17 protein-coding genes and 1 pseudogene are annotated in these 19,293 nt (G+C 42.8%); 17 read left to right on the forward strand and 1 reads right to left on the reverse strand.

Features of this window, described 5'->3' with window-relative positions; translation table 11 throughout:
• The first annotated feature begins 16 nt into the window (after nucleotides 1-16).
• The 16 genes and pseudogenes from ftsY to ACTQ1L_RS09075 all read left to right on the forward strand — a co-directional run bounded on the left by ftsY (nucleotide 17) and on the right by ACTQ1L_RS09075 (nucleotide 14,227).
• Nucleotides 17-958, forward strand: a complete 942-nt coding sequence (gene ftsY, locus ACTQ1L_RS09000) for a signal recognition particle-docking protein FtsY (protein WP_441366681.1) — start codon at nucleotides 17-19, stop codon at nucleotides 956-958.
• A 192-nt stretch (nucleotides 959-1,150) separates the two neighbouring features.
• A complete protein-coding gene (ilvA, locus tag ACTQ1L_RS09005; RefSeq protein WP_321111004.1) occupies nucleotides 1,151-2,362 on the forward strand; it encodes a threonine ammonia-lyase in 1,212 nt (403 codons plus the stop codon).
• A gap of 88 nt (nucleotides 2,363-2,450) precedes the next feature.
• A complete protein-coding gene (gene ylxM / locus ACTQ1L_RS09010) occupies nucleotides 2,451-2,795 on the forward strand; it encodes a YlxM family DNA-binding protein (protein ID WP_441366683.1) in 345 nt (114 codons plus the stop codon).
• 1 nt (nucleotide 2,796) lies between these two features.
• Nucleotides 2,797-4,173 (forward strand): signal recognition particle protein, encoded by a 1,377-nt coding sequence (gene ffh, locus ACTQ1L_RS09015; protein ID WP_321111008.1) that lies wholly within the window; start codon nucleotides 2,797-2,799, stop codon nucleotides 4,171-4,173.
• Between the two features lie 96 nt (nucleotides 4,174-4,269).
• Nucleotides 4,270-4,515, forward strand: a complete 246-nt coding sequence (gene rpsP, locus ACTQ1L_RS09020) for a 30S ribosomal protein S16 (RefSeq protein WP_012742359.1) — start codon at nucleotides 4,270-4,272, stop codon at nucleotides 4,513-4,515.
• Nucleotides 4,516-4,532: 17 nt separating this feature from the next.
• Complete coding sequence (locus ACTQ1L_RS09025; protein WP_012742360.1) at nucleotides 4,533-4,763, forward strand: KH domain-containing protein; 231 nt, start codon at nucleotides 4,533-4,535, stop codon at nucleotides 4,761-4,763.
• Nucleotides 4,764-4,895: 132 nt separating this feature from the next.
• The gene (rimM, locus tag ACTQ1L_RS09030) at nucleotides 4,896-5,402 is read left to right on the forward strand and encodes a ribosome maturation factor RimM (RefSeq protein ID WP_015568681.1); all 507 of its coding nucleotides are present in this window, start codon (nucleotides 4,896-4,898) and stop codon (nucleotides 5,400-5,402) included.
• Between the two features lie 108 nt (nucleotides 5,403-5,510).
• A pseudogene (gene trmD / locus ACTQ1L_RS09035) lies at nucleotides 5,511-6,291 on the forward strand (tRNA (guanosine(37)-N1)-methyltransferase TrmD); the annotation flags it as partial.
• A 482-nt stretch (nucleotides 6,292-6,773) separates the two neighbouring features.
• Complete coding sequence (locus ACTQ1L_RS09040; protein WP_441366709.1) at nucleotides 6,774-7,154, forward strand: GNAT family N-acetyltransferase; 381 nt, start codon at nucleotides 6,774-6,776, stop codon at nucleotides 7,152-7,154.
• Between the two features lie 156 nt (nucleotides 7,155-7,310).
• Nucleotides 7,311-7,664: a 50S ribosomal protein L19 gene (rplS, locus tag ACTQ1L_RS09045; protein WP_321111011.1), complete on the forward strand. Its 354-nt coding sequence runs from the start codon at nucleotides 7,311-7,313 to the stop codon at nucleotides 7,662-7,664.
• Between the two features lie 260 nt (nucleotides 7,665-7,924).
• Entirely contained in the window at nucleotides 7,925-8,509 is a 585-nt protein-coding gene (gene lepB / locus ACTQ1L_RS09050; RefSeq protein ID WP_321111012.1) for a signal peptidase I, read from the forward strand.
• A 39-nt stretch (nucleotides 8,510-8,548) separates the two neighbouring features.
• A complete protein-coding gene (gene ylqF / locus ACTQ1L_RS09055; RefSeq protein WP_441366686.1) occupies nucleotides 8,549-9,394 on the forward strand; it encodes a ribosome biogenesis GTPase YlqF in 846 nt (281 codons plus the stop codon).
• Nucleotides 9,395-9,434: 40 nt separating this feature from the next.
• The gene (locus ACTQ1L_RS09060) at nucleotides 9,435-10,196 is read left to right on the forward strand and encodes a ribonuclease HII (protein WP_441366687.1); all 762 of its coding nucleotides are present in this window, start codon (nucleotides 9,435-9,437) and stop codon (nucleotides 10,194-10,196) included.
• Nucleotides 10,197-10,288: 92 nt separating this feature from the next.
• Nucleotides 10,289-11,194, forward strand: a complete 906-nt coding sequence (locus ACTQ1L_RS09065) for a LysR family transcriptional regulator (RefSeq protein WP_441366688.1) — start codon at nucleotides 10,289-10,291, stop codon at nucleotides 11,192-11,194.
• Nucleotides 11,195-11,470: 276 nt separating this feature from the next.
• The gene (locus tag ACTQ1L_RS09070; protein ID WP_321111019.1) at nucleotides 11,471-11,704 is read left to right on the forward strand and encodes an HPr family phosphocarrier protein; all 234 of its coding nucleotides are present in this window, start codon (nucleotides 11,471-11,473) and stop codon (nucleotides 11,702-11,704) included.
• A 147-nt stretch (nucleotides 11,705-11,851) separates the two neighbouring features.
• Nucleotides 11,852-14,227, forward strand: a complete 2,376-nt coding sequence (locus ACTQ1L_RS09075) for an ATP-dependent DNA helicase (RefSeq protein ID WP_441366690.1) — start codon at nucleotides 11,852-11,854, stop codon at nucleotides 14,225-14,227.
• On the opposite strand, the gene ACTQ1L_RS09080 is transcribed toward ACTQ1L_RS09075, so the two are convergent.
• Nucleotides 14,198-15,088 carry a LysR family transcriptional regulator gene (locus ACTQ1L_RS09080; RefSeq protein ID WP_321111022.1) on the reverse strand — a complete coding sequence of 297 codons (891 nt, stop codon included), beginning with the start codon at nucleotides 15,086-15,088 and terminating at the stop codon, nucleotides 14,198-14,200. The two genes, ACTQ1L_RS09075 and ACTQ1L_RS09080, sit on opposite strands and share 30 nt — an antisense overlap.
• 251 nt (nucleotides 15,089-15,339) lie before the next feature.
• On the opposite strand from ACTQ1L_RS09080, the gene ACTQ1L_RS09085 reads away from it, so the two are divergent.
• Complete coding sequence (locus ACTQ1L_RS09085; protein WP_441366692.1) at nucleotides 15,340-19,143, forward strand: phosphoribosylformylglycinamidine synthase; 3,804 nt, start codon at nucleotides 15,340-15,342, stop codon at nucleotides 19,141-19,143.
• Nucleotides 19,144-19,293: the final 150 nt, after the last annotated feature.

A 19,293-nucleotide genomic window follows, 5' to 3' on the forward strand; every position in this document is an offset into this window, starting at 1 on the left:
TTTATGGAGAGTTGAAATGGAAGAAAAAGAAAAAAAGCCGGGCTTTTTTAAGAGGCTCGTTTCAGGACTGACAAAGACCAGAGACAATATCGTTTCAGGCATAGATTCACTTTTCAGTGGATTTTGGCATATAGATGATGATTTTTATGAGGAGCTTGAGGAGATTCTCATCATGGGAGATCTCGGAGTGAGAGCCACGGAGAATATCATCGAGGATCTGCAGAGAAAGGTTAAGGAGCAGCATATCAAGGAGCCGGCAGAGTGCAAGGAGCTTCTGATTGAGAGCATCAAGGAGCAGATGAAGGTGGAGGAGACCGCCTACAGATTTGAGAATGAAAAGTCTGTTGTGCTTGTAATCGGTGTCAATGGAGTAGGAAAGACTACCACTGTCGGAAAGCTTGCAGGAAAGCTCAAGGAACAGGGCAAGAAGGTGGTTATTGCAGGTGCTGATACATTCAGGGCGGCAGCAGGCGACCAGCTGAAGGAATGGGCAAACCGCGCCGGAGTTGATATGATTGGCGGTGCCGAGGGCGCAGACCCGGGAGCTGTTGTATACGATGCGGTTGCTGCTTCAAAGGCCAGAAACGCTGATGTGCTTCTCGTGGATACAGCGGGAAGATTCCACAACAAAAAGAATCTGATGAATGAGCTTGGAAAAATCAATAAAATCCTTGAGAGTGAGTATCCGGATGCATACAGAGAGACACTCGTGGTGCTTGATGCGACCACAGGCCAGAATGCACTTGTTCAGGCGAGAGAGTTTTCTGATGTGGCAAAGATTTCAGGCATCGTACTCACTAAGATGGATGGTACGGCAAAGGGCGGTATCGCTGTAGCGATACAGTCGGAGCTTTCAGTGCCGGTCAAGTATATCGGAGTCGGTGAGACAATCGATGATTTGCAGAAATTTGATTCGGACGAGTTCGTGAATGCATTGTTTGACACCAAAACGGAATAATTTGAAAATATCTTTGAGCGTATAAGTTATATTGTTTATAATAATCTGGTATATCAGTTTATATATATCTGTACGGAATTTTTGGTATAATATAATGAAAAATAACTATTCAGGACCACTGAGAACAATGCGTTTTTGCGAATAATGCGTGGGTGGTTCTGAATCGTTATATCAATGAAAGGAAGAACAAAAATGCTGACATTAGATAAATTTGAAGAAGCAAGTGAGAAGGTCAAGGAGGTTACCCTTGAAACAAAGCTCATTTACAGTGATTTTTTAAGTGACCAGACAGGCAATAAGGTATATTTGAAGCCTGAAAATATGCAGTTTACCGGAGCTTACAAGGTCAGAGGCGCTTACTACAAGATAAGCACCCTCACAGACGAGGAGAGAGCAAAGGGACTCATCACAGCATCTGCAGGAAACCATGCGCAGGGTGTTGCATATGCGGCAAAGTGCTATGGCTGCAAGGCTGTCATCGTGATGCCTACCACCACACCTCTTATCAAGGTAAACCGTACAAAGAGCTACGGCGCTGAGGTAGTGCTTTACGGAGATGTGTATGATGAGGCATGTGCCAAGGCATATGAGCTTGCAGAGAAAGAGGGATATACATTCATCCATCCGTTTGATGATTTAGCTGTCGCAACAGGACAGGGAACTATCGCTATGGAGATATTCAAGGAGCTTCCTCTTGTTGAATACATCCTCGTTCCAATCGGAGGTGGCGGACTGGCAACAGGTGTATCCACACTTGCAAAGCTATTAAATCCAAAGATTAAGGTTATCGGAGTGGAGCCGGCCGGTGCCAATTGTATGCAGGAGTCATTTAAGAACGGCAAGGTGACCACTTTACCAAGTGTAAATACTATTGCAGACGGAACAGCGGTAAAGACACCGGGCTCAAATATTTTCCCATACATAAAGAAAAATCTTGATGATATCATCACAGTGGAGGATGACGAGCTTATCGTGGCTTTCCTTGATATGGTGGAGAATCACAAGATGATAGTTGAAAACTCAGGTCTTCTGACTGTAGCTGCGCTTAAGCATCTTGGTGTAAAGGATAAGAGAGTGGTTTCTATCCTAAGCGGCGGCAACATGGATGTCATTACCATGTCATCAGTTGTACAGCAGGGACTTATTTTCAGAGACAGAATCTTTACTGTTTCAGTGCTTCTGCCTGATAAGCCGGGCGAGCTTGCAAAGGTTTCACAGACTCTTGCCGATGTACAGGGCAATGTAATCAAGCTGGAGCACAACCAGTTTGTCACTACAAACAGAAGTGCGGCTGTTGAGCTTCGCATCACGCTTGAGTGTTTCGGTACAGAGCACAAGGAGCAGATTATGGCAGCGCTCGAAAAGAAGGGCTACAAGCCGAGAATTGTACGCACTATGATATAAAAACAAAAGTATCAAGTATTTTTACTTGACACCGGGCAAACTATGTGTTATTCTACCATAGGTTCGAGGGAAAAAGAGGATACTTGATATGGAAGAAAAACTTGAACAGGCATATTTATATGATTTCTACGGTGAGCTTTTGAATGATCATCAGCGTCAGGTATATGAGGATTTTGTCTTCAATGATTTGTCACTCGGTGAGATAGCAGCCGAGGAGGGGATTTCCCGTCAGGGTGTTGCCGATCTGATTAAGAGGTGCAATAAGAAGCTGCTTGATTATGAAGCAAAGCTGCATCTTGTTGAGAAGTTCATGTCCATAAAGAGTGACATACGAAGGATTCATGAGCTGACAAATGATTTTAAGAAATCACATAATGAGCTATTAATGAATGAAATCGAAGCTATTTCGAATCAGATACTAGAGGAGCTGTAATATGGCATTTGACAGTTTATCAGAAAAACTGCAGAACGTTTTCAAAAATCTCCGCAGCAAGGGAAAGCTTACTGAGGATGATGTAAAGGCTGCTCTTAAAGAGGTTAAGATGGCACTCCTTGAGGCCGATGTTAACTTCAAGGTTGTTAAGCAGTTCACAAAGAGTGTTCAGGAGAGAGCAATCGGACAGGATGTCATGAATGGTCTCAATCCCGGACAGATGGTCATCAAAATCGTAAACGAAGAGATGATTAAGCTTATGGGCTCTGAGACGACAGAGATTGCTTTCAGGCCGGGCAAGGAGCTTACCGTTATCATGATGGTAGGTCTTCAGGGAGCCGGTAAGACAACCACCACAGCAAAAATTGCCGGAAAGCTTAAGAGCAAGGGCAAGAAATCACTGCTTGTAGCCTGTGATGTGTATCGTCCGGCTGCGATTGAGCAGTTAAAGATAAATGGTGAGAAGCAGGGGGTTGAGGTTTTCTCAATGGGTGACAAAAACAAGCCTGCCGACATCGCAAAGGCTGCTGTGGAGCACGCTAAGAAAAACGATTTCAATGTTGTTATCATCGATACTGCCGGACGTCTTCATATTGATGAGGATATGATGGCAGAGCTTATTGAGATAAAAGAAGCTACTGATGTTTTCCAGACCATCCTCGTGGTTGATGCCATGACAGGTCAGGATGCGGTAAATGTAGCAGGTACCTTTGATGAAAAGATAGGAATTGACGGAGTTGTCATCACAAAACTTGATGGTGACACCAGAGGTGGAGCGGCACTTTCAATCAGAGCCGTTACAGGAAAGCCGATACTATACGCAGGTATGGGCGAGAAGCTTTCAGACCTTGAGCAGTTCTATCCGGAGCGTATGACTTCAAGAATCCTTGGTATGGGCGATGTGCTTTCCATGATTGAGAAGGCGCAGGAGAACATTGATGAGGAACAGGCCAAGAAGCTTGAGCAGAAGATGCGCAAAAATGAGTTTGATTTTGAGATGTACCTTGATTCGATGAGTCAGATGAAGAAGATGGGCGGTCTTTCAAGCGTGATGGGCATGATGCCGGGCATGGGTATCGGTGGAGGCAAGATGCCGGATATTGATACAGATGAAGCTGAAAAGGGCATGGCCCGCACAGAGGCAATCATCTATTCCATGACACCTGAGGAAAGACGAAATCCAAAGCTTCTTAATCCAAGCCGCAAGGCTCGTATTGCAAGAGGAGCAGGTGTGGATGTATCAGAGGTCAACAGACTTGTAAAGCAGTTTGAGCAGACAAAGAAGTTCATGAAGCAGATGCCCGGTATGATGGGCGGCAAAAAAGGACGCCGTGGAGGCGGTGGTCTTGGAGGCTTATTCAAAGGACTTCCGTTTTAATGGATTTCATTAAAGAATTTCATGTTTTGTTAACAAAAGTATTTATTTTACTTTTGATATATATTATTCAATAAACCTATGAGGAGGTGAAACAAAATGGCAGTAAAGATCAGATTAAGAAGAATGGGACAGAAGAAAGCTCCTTTCTATAGAATCGTAGTTGCAGACTCTAGATCACCAAGAGATGGAAGATGCATCGAGGAGATCGGAACATACGATCCAACTAAGGATCCTAGCGAGTATCATGTAAATGAGGAATTAGCTAAGAAATGGTTATCAAACGGCGCACAGCCAACTGAGACAGTAGCTAGAATCTTCAAGAGTGCTGGTATCGAGAAATAGGATAAAGAGGTGGCGTAATGAAAGAATTAGTTGAAGTAATTGCAAAATCTTTAGTTGATTATCCGGATGAGGTTAATGTAACTGAGACCGAAAACGAGAAAGCAATTGTTTTGGAATTACGTGTTGCACAGTCTGACATGGGCAAAGTGATCGGCAAGCAGGGACGTATTGCTAAGGCTATTCGTTCAGTTGTTAAGGCCGCAGCCTCTAAAGAAGACAAAAAGGTTATTGTTGAGATAGTACAGTAACATGAAGGCATCTCTTATGAGATGCCTGTTTTTTTATAATTTATAGTAACTATTCAGAACCGGTATTGTATGGTTTTGAGAATGTGCGTGGGCTGAATAGTCATGATTTATATTAATATCAGGAGACAGAGAATGGAAGATTTACTACAGGTAGGTGTAATTACGAGCACACACGGCATTCGCGGTGAGGTAAAGGTGTTCCCAACCACTGACGATGCTGCCCGTTTTAAAAAGCTTAAAAATGTCATTCTGGATAATGGCAAAGAGCGCAGGGATTTGGAAATAACTTCTGTCAAATTTTTCAAGAACCAGGTTATCTTGAAATTTAAGGGCATAGATGACATAAATGATGTAGAAAAATATAAAAAGGCACCTCTTTTTGTGACAAGGGAAAATGCGGTGCCGCTTGAGGAAAACGAGTACTTTATAGCCGATCTTATCGGGCTGTCAGTCACGTCAGACGAGGGAGAGGAGCTTGGAGTCATAGCTGATGTACTCCAGACTGGTGCCAACGATGTGTATGTTGTTAAGAAAGCCGGTGCAAATGATCTGCTGATTCCGGCAATAAAGGATTGTATACTGGACGTTGATGTGGAAAATGGCACGATGAAGGTGCATCTGCTGGCAGGTTTGAGATAGCTGCATCTCAAACTGCAAAAACCGTAAAATGAGATATAAAATTGAACAAAATCATACATTTTAAATCGTAAAACTGTAAAACAGGATGATAACAGGAGATAGAGGAAAATGAGATTTCATGTGCTGACCTTATTCCCACAGATGATAGAACAGGGACTGTCAGAGAGTATCACAGGCAGAGCTTTAAAACATAATATTATATCACTCAATACTGTAAATATCAGGGATTTTGCGCACAATAAGCACAATAAGGTTGATGATTACACATATGGTGGCGGCGCGGGAATGCTTATGCAGGCAGAGCCTGTGTATCAGGCTGTGAGCAGTGTGGTGAGTCAGATCAATAAATGTAATCAGGTCCACTCAGGTGATAATTCCGGGAAAAATATTGCCGATGAAAATATATTATATGAAAATACATCATATAAAAATACAGCAGAAGAAATACAAAATCACAATGCCCGTCTGATTTACGTTACTCCACAGGGCCGCGTGTTCAACCAGCAGATGGCAGCAGAATTTGCAAAGTGTGATGACCTCATTTTTCTATGTGGACACTATGAAGGTATTGACGAGCGCGTGCTGGAGGAGACGGTAACAGATTATGTTTCTATCGGTGACTATGTTCTAACAGGCGGAGAACTGCCGTCGATGGTGATGATAGATGCGATTTCACGTCTGGTTCCTGGGGTGCTGCACAATGACATTTCGGCAGAGACAGAGTCGTTTCATGGCAATCTGCTTGAATACCCTCAGTATTCACGTCCTGTTGAGTGGCATGACAAAAAGGTGCCTGAGGTACTCATGTCAGGCAATCAGAAAAAGATAGATGCATGGCGCCTTGAAAAGTCTATTGAGCGCACAAAGGAGCGCAGACCGGATTTGTATGCCGGGTTTAAAAGACTTGATAAATGCAGAGAGTTTCTTATGAAAAATAAACTGCTTCATATTGATATGATAGAGCTTATAAACAGGGGCTGCGCCGAGATACTGTTTGAGGCAGATGGCGAATATCTGCTTTGCGATACGGTTTCAAAGGTATGCTTTCATACCAGACCGGATGAGGGTGAGTCGGAGCTTGTGGATTTGGCAGCGGAAGATACCACGAGGCTGGTCGATAAACATAGCAGTCAACATATTCCGGCAACCATTATAGAGCAGATTACAAACGGCATAGTGCTTCACCAGCAAAGGTATGTTGGGCTTTTTGAGGCAAATGGCTTTAAGGAGACTGTAGAGTGCAGACAGGCGGTGTATACAAACAAAGAAAAGCTATCTGTCAGCGGACTGTACAGACCGGATGGAAAGCCGATGCCAAATGGCTTAATTATAAGAAAGCTGGATGCAGGTGATATACAGGAGGCTGCGCCAATGTACCCGGGCTTTGATAATCCGGATTATATCGTAGACAGGATAGAGGCAGGTGCTGTCTACGGAGCTTTTTTGAGTGATAATACTGCTGATGATACCATTAATATCCTCGCGGGAATTATCGGAATACATGAGGAGGGCAGCATAGGCATGCTCTATGTAAAGCCGCAGTACAGGCATCAAAAGCTTGCCACAGCACTTGAAACATATGCCTTCAACAGGGCTTTAGAAAACGGCTGGATACCATATGGACAGATAATTGTGGGCAATGAGGCATCTATGAAGCTGCAGGAGCGTATGGGATTGCATTTTTCAAAGTCATCTGTATACTGGATGGCTAATAATATTATTATTGGTCACACTGTTAGGTGTGAACAGTAACACAGGCAACAAAGACAGGTGATAAAGATAGTAAAAAACACTTGCAAATCCCATGAATCTGTGGTAAAGTACCAATGTTGTGAATAAAAGAGATGGTCCTCTGTTGTGAAAATAGTAGTAGCATTAAGAACGTCAAAATAATTAGGAGGTCACAAAATGAACGCAAGTGAAATTATTAAGAGCATCGAGAACGAGCAGTTAAAGGCTGAGGTACCTGAGTTTTCTGTAGGAGATATTGTAAAGGTACACGGAAAAATCAAAGAGGGTAACCGTGAGCGTATTCAGGTATTTGAGGGAACAGTTATCAAAAAGCAGAACGGATCAAACCGTACAACATTTACTGTTAGAAAGCTTTCTAACGGCGTAGGTGTTGAGAAGACATGGCCACTCCACTCACCAAACGTAGAGAAGGTTGAGATTGTACGTAAAGGTAAAGTACGTCGTGCTAAGCTTTACTACTTAAGAGACCGTATCGGAAAAGCTGCTAAGGTTAAAGAGCTTGTAAAATAATATTTTACGCGAAAGAGACCACTTCGTCGAGAAATCGTAACGAGGTGGTTTTTTGTTACGTAATTGTTTAAAATGGGATGTAATCACACAATAATTAACACTATGGCGCATAGCTTGACAGCACGGTGTCAAGCTTGCGTCTGAACAGTAACATAGACATTGCTGTTTATACCGCACAGTGAACAGTAACTCTTGCATGAATTTATAAAACCATATATAATTAGAGAATACATGATTTTTATGGTAAATGAGGTTTGATGATGGGTAGAAGAAGAGCAGGACTTAATTTTAGAAGACAGAGAAAAAAGATTAATCTGCCATTGGTCAGGGAAGTGCTGTCATGGATAGTTGAGCTTGTGGTGGTAATAGGTCTGGCATATGTGCTGGTATCATTTTTCGGTATCCGTACAAATGTAGTAGGTCAGGCAATGGAGCAGACACTTGAAAATGATGATGATATTCTTGTGAATAAATTTGCATACATCATATCAAAACCAAAGCAGGGGGACGTTATTGTATTTCTTCCAAATGGCAATAAGAAATCACATTATTATGTCAGAAGAGTGGTAGCAGTGCCGGGAGATACTGTTCAGATAAAGGACGGCGCATTGTATGTGAATGATGAGCTCTATAAGGAATCCACAGATGTCGCTTCTATGGAGGATGCAGGCATTGCATCTGATGCTGTTAAGCTTGAAAAGGATGAGTATTTTGTACTTGGAGACAATCGAAACAACAGTGAGGACAGCCGCTATGCCAATATTGGCAATGTAAAGAGAGACTATATCATCGGCAAGGCATGGTTTAGATTTTCAGGCCTTGGAAGCTTTGGAACCATCAAGTAGCAATAGTTATAACATATATAGATAAAGGACAGGTGAATTATGAATTTTCAGTGGTACCCTGGGCATATGACCAAGGCAAAGCGTCAGATGCAGGAGGACATTAAATTAATAGATTTGGTTATAGAGCTTGTGGATGCAAGAATTCCGCTTTCCAGCCGTAATCCGGACATTGATGAGCTTGGGAAAAATAAATACAGGCTCATTCTGATGAACAAGGCGGATCTGGCCGACAGGGAGCGCACTAGGGAGTGGAGTGCATTTTTCAAGGAAAAGGGCTTTTTTGTAGTCAGTCTTGATGCTAGAAGCAAGTCAGGCATGAAGAGCATCACAGATATCGTGATGGAGGCCTGCAAGGAAAAGATTGAAAGAGACCGAAAGCGTGGTATCAAAAACAGACCGGTAAGAGCTATGGTGGTGGGTATTCCAAACGTCGGAAAGTCCACATTTATCAACTCATACGCCGGAAAAGCCTGTGCCAAGACAGGAAACAAGCCGGGCGTGACAAAGGGCAAGCAGTGGATCAGGCTCAATAAAAGTGTTGAGCTGCTCGATACCCCGGGCATACTGTGGCCGAAATTTGAGGATCAGACAGTGGGACTTAGGCTTGCACTCATCGGTTCGATAAAGGATGAGATTCTAAATGTTGATGAGCTTGCCGTTGAGCTTGTAAAGTTCCTAAAAGCAGAGTATCCGGGGCTTTTGGCACAAAGATACGAGGTGAGCGAGGAAAATGATATCATAGAGCTTATAAGTGCTGTTGCCGTCAACAGAAAATGCCTTTCAAAGGGAGGAGAGCCTGATTACAGCAAGGCAGCTGCACTCATCATAGATGATTTCAGAAGCGGTAAGCTTGGCAATATCACTCTTGAGAGACCGGAAAAATAATAGGATAATAGTTACGAAGAATAGAGGATAGGACAAGGATATGTCGGCAGAAAAAATAGGCGATATTAAGGAACAACTGAAAAGCATCACAGATTCACAGCTTGCACAGTTCATTGAGGTATACGGCTCAGATGAAAGGGGCGGAGTGATTAAGCTTGTAGATAGTGCAAAAAAGCGACTGGACAAGTATGAGAAGGAGCTTATCCGCACTGAAGGTCTCAAGAAATATGAGCGCGAGTACGCATCATATGCTCATATTTGCGGCATAGATGAGGTGGGACGCGGACCGCTTGCAGGTCCGGTTGTGGCATGTGCGGTTATTCTGCCAAAGGACTGTGATATTTTATATATCAATGATTCAAAGAAGCTTACGGCTGCAAAGCGCGATGAGCTTTACGATGTCATAATGGAAAAGGCGGTTTCTGTAGGAATAGGTATGGCATCGCACGAGCGGATAGATGAGATAAATATACTGCAGGCCACATATGAGGCGATGAGACAGGCAATCGGAAAGCTTGATCCGGCACCGGATTTGACACTTAACGATGCAGTCACAATCCCGGGGGTGGATATAAAGCAGGTTCCGATTATAAAGGGAGATGCCAAAAGCATATCAATAGGGGCAGCCAGCATTGTGGCTAAGGTCACAAGGGATCGGATGATGGTTGAGTATGATAACATATATCCCGGATATGGATTTGCATCAAACAAGGGCTATGGCTCGGCAGAGCATATCAAGGCACTAAAGGAGATAGGACCATCACCGATACACAGGGCATCGTTTATACACAATTTTATTTAATATATTACAATTGTGCGGTTTTTACGAAGGTGCCTGGGCACTGAATAGTTACACATTCTGCTAAAAACCGTCAGTTCACAATAGGAGAGAAAATGACACTTCAACAACTCAGACAGGTACTTACAATTGCAGAATCCAATTCCATGAATGAGGCGGCAAAGAAGCTTTTTGTTTCACAGCCCAATCTGTCCGCCACAGTACGAGAGGTGGAGGAGGCGCTTGGAATCACAGTATTCATGAGAAATAACCGTGGAATTACAGTCACAGCGGAGGGCGAGGAGTTTTTAGGATACGCCAAACAGGTTGTGGAGCAGTATTATCTGCTTGAGAACAGGTATCTGAATGTGGAGTCCAAAAAGAAATTCTCGGTTTCCATGCAGCATTATTCATTTGCAGTAAAGGCCTTTGTACAGCTTGCTAAAGAGGTGGGCATGGATGAGTACGAGTTTGCTGTTCACGAGACAAAGACGAAAGAGGTAATAGACAACGTAAAGAACTTAAAGAGTGAGCTTGGAGTTCTTTACTTAAGTGATTTCAATGAAAAGGTTTTAAGAAAGCTTTTTAAGGAATGTGACATCGAGTTTAAAGAGCTCTTCACATGCAATACATATGTGTATCTCTGGAAAAAACATCCGCTTGCCGGCCAAAAAGAGATTACACTTGATGATTTGCAGGAGTACCCATGTCTGACCTTTGAACAGGGCGTGAACAATTCCTTTTATTATGCTGAGGAGATGATGAGCACATATGAGTACAAGCGTGTCATAAAGGCTGATGACAGAGCCACAATGCTCAATCTCATGGTGGGGCTCAACGGATTTACACTGTGCTCAGGTATTATTTCTGAGGATTTAAACGGTGATGACTATGCGGCAATTCCACTTAAGGAAAGTGAAAAAATGCATATAGGCTATATCAAGCACAAGGGCACGAAGCTTAGCAAGCTCGGTGAAATATATATAGATGCGTTAAAGAATTACGAGAATAAAGTTTTATAAATGAAAAATTGTAAAAAAATGAATTTAAATTAATTAAATATTATACCATTTTTATAAGAATTTCACAATCATATTGTTTTTTTGAAAAAACATGCATGAAAATATAGTGAAAAATCGGTTACGCAAAAGATATTTATTAAAAAAAATGACATGGATTGACGGAAAATGACGGATTATGATTTTTTGACAAATGAATATCAGATGTTATAATAGGCGCAACAATTGATTGGTATGTGCGAAAGCACTATGTTTTAGATTATAAAGGTGGTGTTAACTATGTACAATAAGGAAACAGTAATCAGACTTAACACATTGGATGATATTCAGGAATTTGTTGGGGCTGCTTCTAAGTGCGATTTTGACATTGATCTCAAATATAGACAGATTCTTATTGATGCGAAATCACTTCTTGGAGTGATTGGAATTGGTACAAACAATGACTTTAAGGTCTGCTATATGGGCGATGACCAGGCATTTGATAATGTGGTTGATAAATTCACTGTAGCGTAATACAATTGAATAAGGTTCTTTGGGAGAGTTTCTTCTTGGAGCTCTCCCTTTTTTATGTTCAGTGTATTAAAAATGTCTGGAGTTAGACTGAAAATATTGCCGGAACACAAAACCGTTGACATAATCCGGAATATGTAGGGAGAGTACATGACAGAAGCTGGAAATAACTATAGTGAAAAGAAAACACAATTACATATTTCGGTCAGAAACCTTGTGGAATTTATTTTCAGGGAGGGTGACATAGACAACAGGTCATCGAGAGCTATGAGTGCTGATGCCATGATGGAGGGAACACGCATTCACAGGAAAATCCAGGGCAGCATGGGGAAGGAGTATCAGGCAGAGGTGCCGCTTTCACTTGTTGTTGAAGGTGATTTGTATGAGCTGACTGTCGAGGGCAGGGCAGATGGCATCTTTACGGAGGATGGAAAGTGTTTTGTTGATGAGATTAAGGGAATGTACAGAAGGGTTGAGCTGTTTGAAAAGCCGGTTTTTGTGCACCGTGCGCAGGCTATGTGCTATGCATATATTTTTGCTCTGCAAAATAATATGGAAACGATAGGTATTCAGATGACCTACTGCAATCTTGAAACGGAGCAGACTAAGTATTTTCGCGAGGAGTTCTCGTTTGAAGAGATAAAAAAATGGTTTGATGACCTGATGGAAGAGTATGGCAAATGGGCAACGTTTCAGTGTGAAATGAAAAATCAAAGACAGGCTTCAATCAAAGAACTCGGTTTTCCATTTGAGTACAGACCAGGGCAGAAAAAGCTTGTTTCGGATGTCTACAGGACAATTATGCGTCAGAAGCTTCTTTTTATGCAGGCTCCGACCGGTGTGGGAAAGACTATCTCTACTATTTTCCCGGCAGTGAAGGCGGTTGGTGAGGAGCTGGCAGACAGAATCTTTTACCTGACAGCGAAGACAATCACCGCAACAGTCGCAAAGGAAACGTTTGCGCTGCTTGAAAAAAATGGTTACAGGGCAAAAACTATTCAGATAACGGCCAAGGAAAAGCTATGTCCGTGTGATGAGATGGAATGCAATCCGGTAACCTGTCCGTATGCAAAGGGGCATTTTGACAGAGTAAATGATGCGGTTTTTGACCTGCTTCACAGATGTGAAATGATTGAGAGGGATGATATTTTATCACAGGCGGATAGGTATACCGTTTGTCCGTTTGAGCTTTGTCTTGATACGGCTAGCTGGTGTGATAATATCATCTGCGATTACAACTATGTGTTTGACCCAAATGTTTATCTTAAGAGATTTTTTCAGGAAGGGATAAAGGGAGATTATATTTTTCTCATTGATGAGGCTCACAATATGGTCGAAAGAAGCAGGCAGATGTATAGCGCTCAGATTTATAAGGAGGATTTCCTTACTGTGAAGCGCATTATGAAGGAGCACAGCCGTTCTATTGAGAAAGCGCTTGAAAAGTGCAATAAGATACTGCTTGGGATGAAACGTGAGTGTGAGAATTATACGGTATATGATACGTTTGGCAATATGGTATTTTCCTTTATGAGGCTTATGACACTTCTGGATGAGTTTTTGCAGAAGGCAAATGAGTTTCCGGGGAAAAAGGATGTTATGGATTTTTATTTTGAGCTTCGCAATTTCCTGAACATTTATGATCTGGTGGATGAGCACTACGTGATGTATTCCGAGCTTGAGGCTGATGGCAGGTTCATGCTAAAGCTTTTTTGTGTGGACCCATCGCTTAATATACAAAAGAGGCTGGATAAGGGCAAGTCGGCTGTGTTTTTTTCGGCGACATTTTTGCCTGTAAACTATTACAAGAGCCTGCTAAGCACAAAAAAAGACAACTATGCCATATATGCTGACAGCACGTTTGACAGCAAAAAGAGACTGCTTGCGATGGCAACCGATGTGAGCACGAGGTACACGAGGCGCTCAAGGAGTGAGTATGAGCGGATTGCAGGGTATATTAATGCTGTTGTCACGCAAAAGACTGGAAATTATATGGTTTTCTTTCCGTCATATAAGATGATGAATGATGTGGCAGATATTTACTGTGAAAAATATGCAGACGAAACAGAGCTTATGCTGCAGAAAGATAATATGTCAGAGGCTGAGAGGGAGGAATTTCTGGACAGGTTTAGTGAGGAATCGGACAGAACACTTGTGGCATTTGGCATCATGGGAGGCATATTCGGTGAGGGCATTGATTTGAAAAACGACAGACTGATAGGTGCTATTGTTGTCGGAACGGGGCTTCCGCAGATCAGTAATGAGAGAACCATATTAAAGGATTATTACGATGCCGAAAACGGCTGTGGCTTTGACTATGCTTTCAGGTATCCGGGCATAAATAAAGTCCTCCAGGCGGCCGGAAGAGTAATCAGGACGACGGAGGACACAGGTGTCATTTTGCTATTAGATGAGAGATTCTGGCAGAGAGAATATGATTTGCTCTATCCACGCGAGTGGAGTGACAGAAAGCCATGCAATATAGCAAATGTCGGAAAACTAGTTGCCGACTTCTGGGAGCAGATTTAAAAATTCCTCAGTGGATGCTGACACGGGCATTGTAGTGTTTACGGACACAACAATCTGGCGTGGAGGCATCTTTTCTTTTGTCTTCAGCACGAAAAGCTCCTTATTCTCATGGTTGATGCAGTAGTCAGGCACGAATGCTATACCCAGTCCGATTTTGGCCAAGTCTATGAGCAGATCGTTACTGCTTAGCTCAATTTCCGGAATCAGGTCAAGCTGGTGCTGTAAAAACAGATTATGCAGGAATTCACTGGTGGTGCTGTTTCGGTCGAGCATCATGATAGGATATTTATTGAGCTCAGAAAAAGCTATCTCCTGCTTGCGAAGCTTGAAATAATTGGGATTTGCCACAAAAACATCGGAAAAGTTGCATATGGTTTTCTGTCTGTATGAGTGATTGAGGTGCGAGTTTGGAAAATTCGTGGCAATCAGGTCAACCTTCCTTTGCTCCAAAAGCTCCACACACTGGATAGATGTGGCATTTGTGACCTTGATAGGCACGTTCGGGAACCTCTGATGGAACTGCTTTAAGTAAGGAACCAGCAGATAACGGCATATGGTATCGCTTGCGCCGATGTGAAGCTGGCCAAGTCCAAGTGTGCCTGAGTCTAAAAGCTGGCTTTCACCGCGGGCAATAAGATTCATGGCAGGCTCAATGTGCTTTAAAAGCAGGGCACCGGCTGCGGTGAGCTGTACCTTCTTTGTGCTTCTGATGAAAAGAGTCTGTCCCAGCTTCTTTTCGAGAGTCTTAATAGACTGGCTTACCGCGGACTGTGAAATAAACAGCTTCTTGCTGGCTTCAGAGAAGCTTAGGGACGTTGCCACGTAGTAAAAGACCTTGTAAAGCTCATAATTTATATCCATTTTGTTATCCTCCGTATAAATATGGTTATTTGCATCTGTTTTATCAATGAGGGGCAAAATACCTTTTGTCGCTGATATCATTATATAAGAAAACTATAATTAACGCAACTTATAAAACAAATTAAATATATTAATTATACTTATTATAACTAAAGTGTTATACTACAACCATAGTTTTAAAGTCCGATTGTGCAAAAAGCCGGACGGTAACGAATAATTGGTTACATACTCTCGAATTGAAAGGAGAACATATGAGTAACGTACGTCGTGTATATGTAGAAAAAAAACCTGACTTTGCGGTAAAGGCAAAGGAATTAAAGCATGAGATTAAGCATTATCTGGGAATCACAACTGTGGAGGCAGTACGTGTATTAATCAGATATGATGTGGAAAATATATCAGAGGAGACATACAAGAAAGCCTTGTATACAGTTTTCTCAGAGCCGCCTGTTGATGATATCTATGAGGAGACATTTGACTATGGTGATGCAAAAGTATTTACTGTAGAGTTTTTACCGGGACAGTTTGACCAGAGAGCAGATTCAGCCGAGCAGTGTGTGAAGCTTCTCAATGAGAATGAGGAGCCGATTATCAGAAGTGCTATCACATATGTGATTGAGGGTGCTATCACAGATGAGCAGTTTGCTGCTATTAAGAAGCACTGCATCAACCCTGTTGATTCGCGTGCTATCGGCATGGAAAAGACAGAGACACTTGTGCAGGAGTTTGATGATCCTGCTGACGTCATCATATTTGACGGCTTCAAGGATATGGCAGAGGACAAGCTGAAGGAGCTTTATTTATCATTGAACCTTGCTATGACCTTTAAGGATTTTCTTCATATCCAGAACTATTTTAAGAATGAGGAAAAGCGTGATCCTTCAATGACAGAAATCCGTGTGCTCGATACATACTGGTCAGATCACTGCCGTCATACAACATTCTCTACAGAGCTTAAGAATGTCAAGTTTGACGATGGCTTCTACCGCACACCGATTGAAAATACCTACAAGGATTATCTCAATACATTTTCAAATATCTACAAGGACAGAAATGACAAATTTGTCTGCCTAATGGATCTTGCACTTCTTGCCATGAAGAGATTAAAGGCAGAGGGCAAGCTTGATGATCAGGAAGAGTCTGATGAGATCAACGCATGCTCTATCGTGGTACCTGTTGAGGTGGACGGAAAGACAGAGGAGTGGCTTGTAAACTTCAAGAATGAGACACACAACCATCCTACAGAGATTGAGCCTTTTGGTGGCGCTGCTACATGCCTTGGCGGAGCAATTCGAGATCCTCTCTCAGGACGTACATATGTATATCAGGCAATGCGTGTAACAGGTGCAGCAGATCCTACAGTACCGGTTTCACAGACAATTGAAGGAAAACTTCCACAGAAGAAGCTTGTCAGAGAGGCAGCTCACGGATACAGCTCATATGGAAACCAGATCGGACTTGCAACAGGTTATGTCAAGGAGGTTTACCATCCGAATTATGTTGCAAAGCGTATGGAGATCGGTGCAGTTATGGGTGCGGCTCCAAGACGTGCTGTCCAGAGACTTAACTCAGATCCGGGAGATAAAATCATTCTCCTCGGAGGACGCACAGGACGTGACGGAATCGGTGGTGCTACAGGTTCATCAAAGGCACACAATACAAAGTCTACATCAGTATGCGGAGCTGAGGTACAAAAGGGTAATGCACCTACAGAGAGAAAGCTTCAGAGACTTTTCAGACGAGAAGAGGTCAGCCATATCATCAAGAAATGTAACGATTTCGGTGCCGGCGGAGTTTCTGTTGCTATCGGAGAGCTTGCTGACGGACTTCGCATAGAGCTTGACAAGGTACCAAAGAAATACGCAGGTCTTGACGGAACAGAGATTGCTATCTCAGAGTCACAGGAGCGTATGGCAGTTGTAGTTGCGCCTTCTGATGTTGAGCAGTTCCTTGCATACGCAAATGAGGAAAATCTCGAGGCAACAGAGGTTGCGGTAGTTACAGAGGATCCAAGACTTGTGCTTGAGTGGAGAGGCAAAGAGGTAGTAAATATCTCTCGTGCATTCCTTGATACAAACGGAGCTCATCAGGAGACAGATGTTGAGGTTGAGATGCCTTGCGAGAGTGACAATTATCTGGACAAAATCAGCACACCTGCTGTAGCCAGGATGGTTGAGGCAGGAGATATGAAGGGTGCCTGGGAGGCAGAGCTTGAAGACCTTAACGTATGCTCACAGAAGGGACTTGTTGAGATGTTTGACGGCTCTATCGGAGCAGGCAGTGTATATATGCCATATGGTGGACGTTACCAGCTCACAGAGACACAGTCAATGGTTGCAAAGCTTCCTGTATTAAAGGGCAAATGCGATACAGTAACAATGATGGCTTACGGCTTCGACCCATATCTTTCATCATGGAGCCCATACCACGGATCTATATATGCAGTGCTTGAGTCTATCTCAAGAATCGTTGCAGCAGGCGGAGATTACAGCAAAATCCGTATGACATATCAGGAGTACTTCCGCAGAATGAACGAGGATCCAAAGCGCTGGAGCCAGCCGTTTGCAGCACTCCTCGGAGCATATGATGCTCAGATTGGCTTCGGACTTCCTTCAATCGGTGGAAAGGATTCCATGTCAGGTACCTTCAATGATATTGATGTACCGCCTACACTCGTATCATTTGCAGTGGATGTGGCAAAGGAAAAGGATATCATCACACCTGAGCTCAAGAAAGAGGGCAACCAGCTTGTTCTATTTACAATAGATAAGGATGAGTTTGATCTTCCAAAATATGATCAGGTTATGACACTTTATACAGCAATCAGAAATCTTATCCAGGATGGCGCAATCGTTTCAGCATATGCACTTGACGGAAAAGGTCTTGCTGCAGCAGTATCAAAGATGGCATTTGGTAACAAGCTTGGTGTAACAATCGAGGATGAGGTGACAAGCGATACACTCTTTGCACCTGGCTTTGGTAATATCGTAGCTGAGGTTCCTGTTGATGCACTTTCAAAGGTCAGAGAGGTAATTGATGCAGCAGGTATTTCAGATGCAGCCTCTGTAGTCGGCTATGTAAACGACAAGCAGACTATCGAGTGTGATGATATGGTGCTTCCTGTTGATGAGGCTGTCAAGGTATGGACAGCTAAGCTTGAGGGCGTTTTCCATACAAAGGCAACAGACGATACAAGCAAGGTAAATAGCGGTCTCTACGATGCAAAGAATATCTATGTATGCAAGAATAAAGTGGCTAAGCCTACAGTATTTATTCCGGTATTCCCTGGAACAAACTGTGAGTATGATAGTGCTAAGGCATTTGAAAGAGCAGGCGCTGACACAATCGTAAAGGTATTCAAGAACCTCACAGCAGAGGATATCCGTGATTCGGTTGATGAGTTTGTAAAGGCAATTGACAAATCACAGATTATCATGTTCCCTGGTGGATTCTCAGCAGGAGATGAGCCTGAGGGATCAGCTAAATTCTTTGCAACAGCATTTAGAAATGCAAAGATGACAGAGGCTGTTGAAAAGCTCATCAATGAGAGAGACGGACTTGCACTTGGTATCTGTAACGGTTTCCAGGCACTTATCAAGCTTGGACTTGTACCATATGGAGAGATCAGACAGCAGGATGCACAGTCACCTACACTCACATACAATACAATCAACCGCCATATCTCAAAGATGGTGTATACAAAGGTTGTTTCAAACAAGAGCCCATGGCTTGCACAGGCTAAGCTTGGCCAGACCTACTGCAACCCGGCATCACATGGCGAGGGACGTTTCGTAGCACCGAAGGAGTGGCTTGATAAGCTCTTTGAAAATGGACAGGTTGCCACACAGTATGTTGACTTGGACGGAAATGTATCAATGGATGAGGAGTGGAACGTAAACGGCTCATACATGTCTATCGAGGGTATCACATCTCCTGACGGAAGAATCCTCGGCAAGATGGCTCACTCAGAGCGCCGCGGCGAGTCTGTAGCAATCAATATCTACGGCGAGCAGGATATGAAGATATTCGAGAGCGGTGTGAAATATTTTAAATAATTCATAACTGAATAATTACAATATCTTATATATTCATTGGGCTATTATCTCTGCAATATAAACAATTAAGCTTCCATGGATGTCACAGTTAGTGGCTTTCATGGGAGTTTTTATTTTGGAACCAGTGAATATGCTGACGGTAAAGAAAAT

Source organism: Agathobacter sp. LCP21S3_B2 (assembly GCF_052118705.1).
In the GTDB taxonomy this organism is placed as follows: Bacteria; Bacillota; Clostridia; order Lachnospirales; family Lachnospiraceae; genus Roseburia.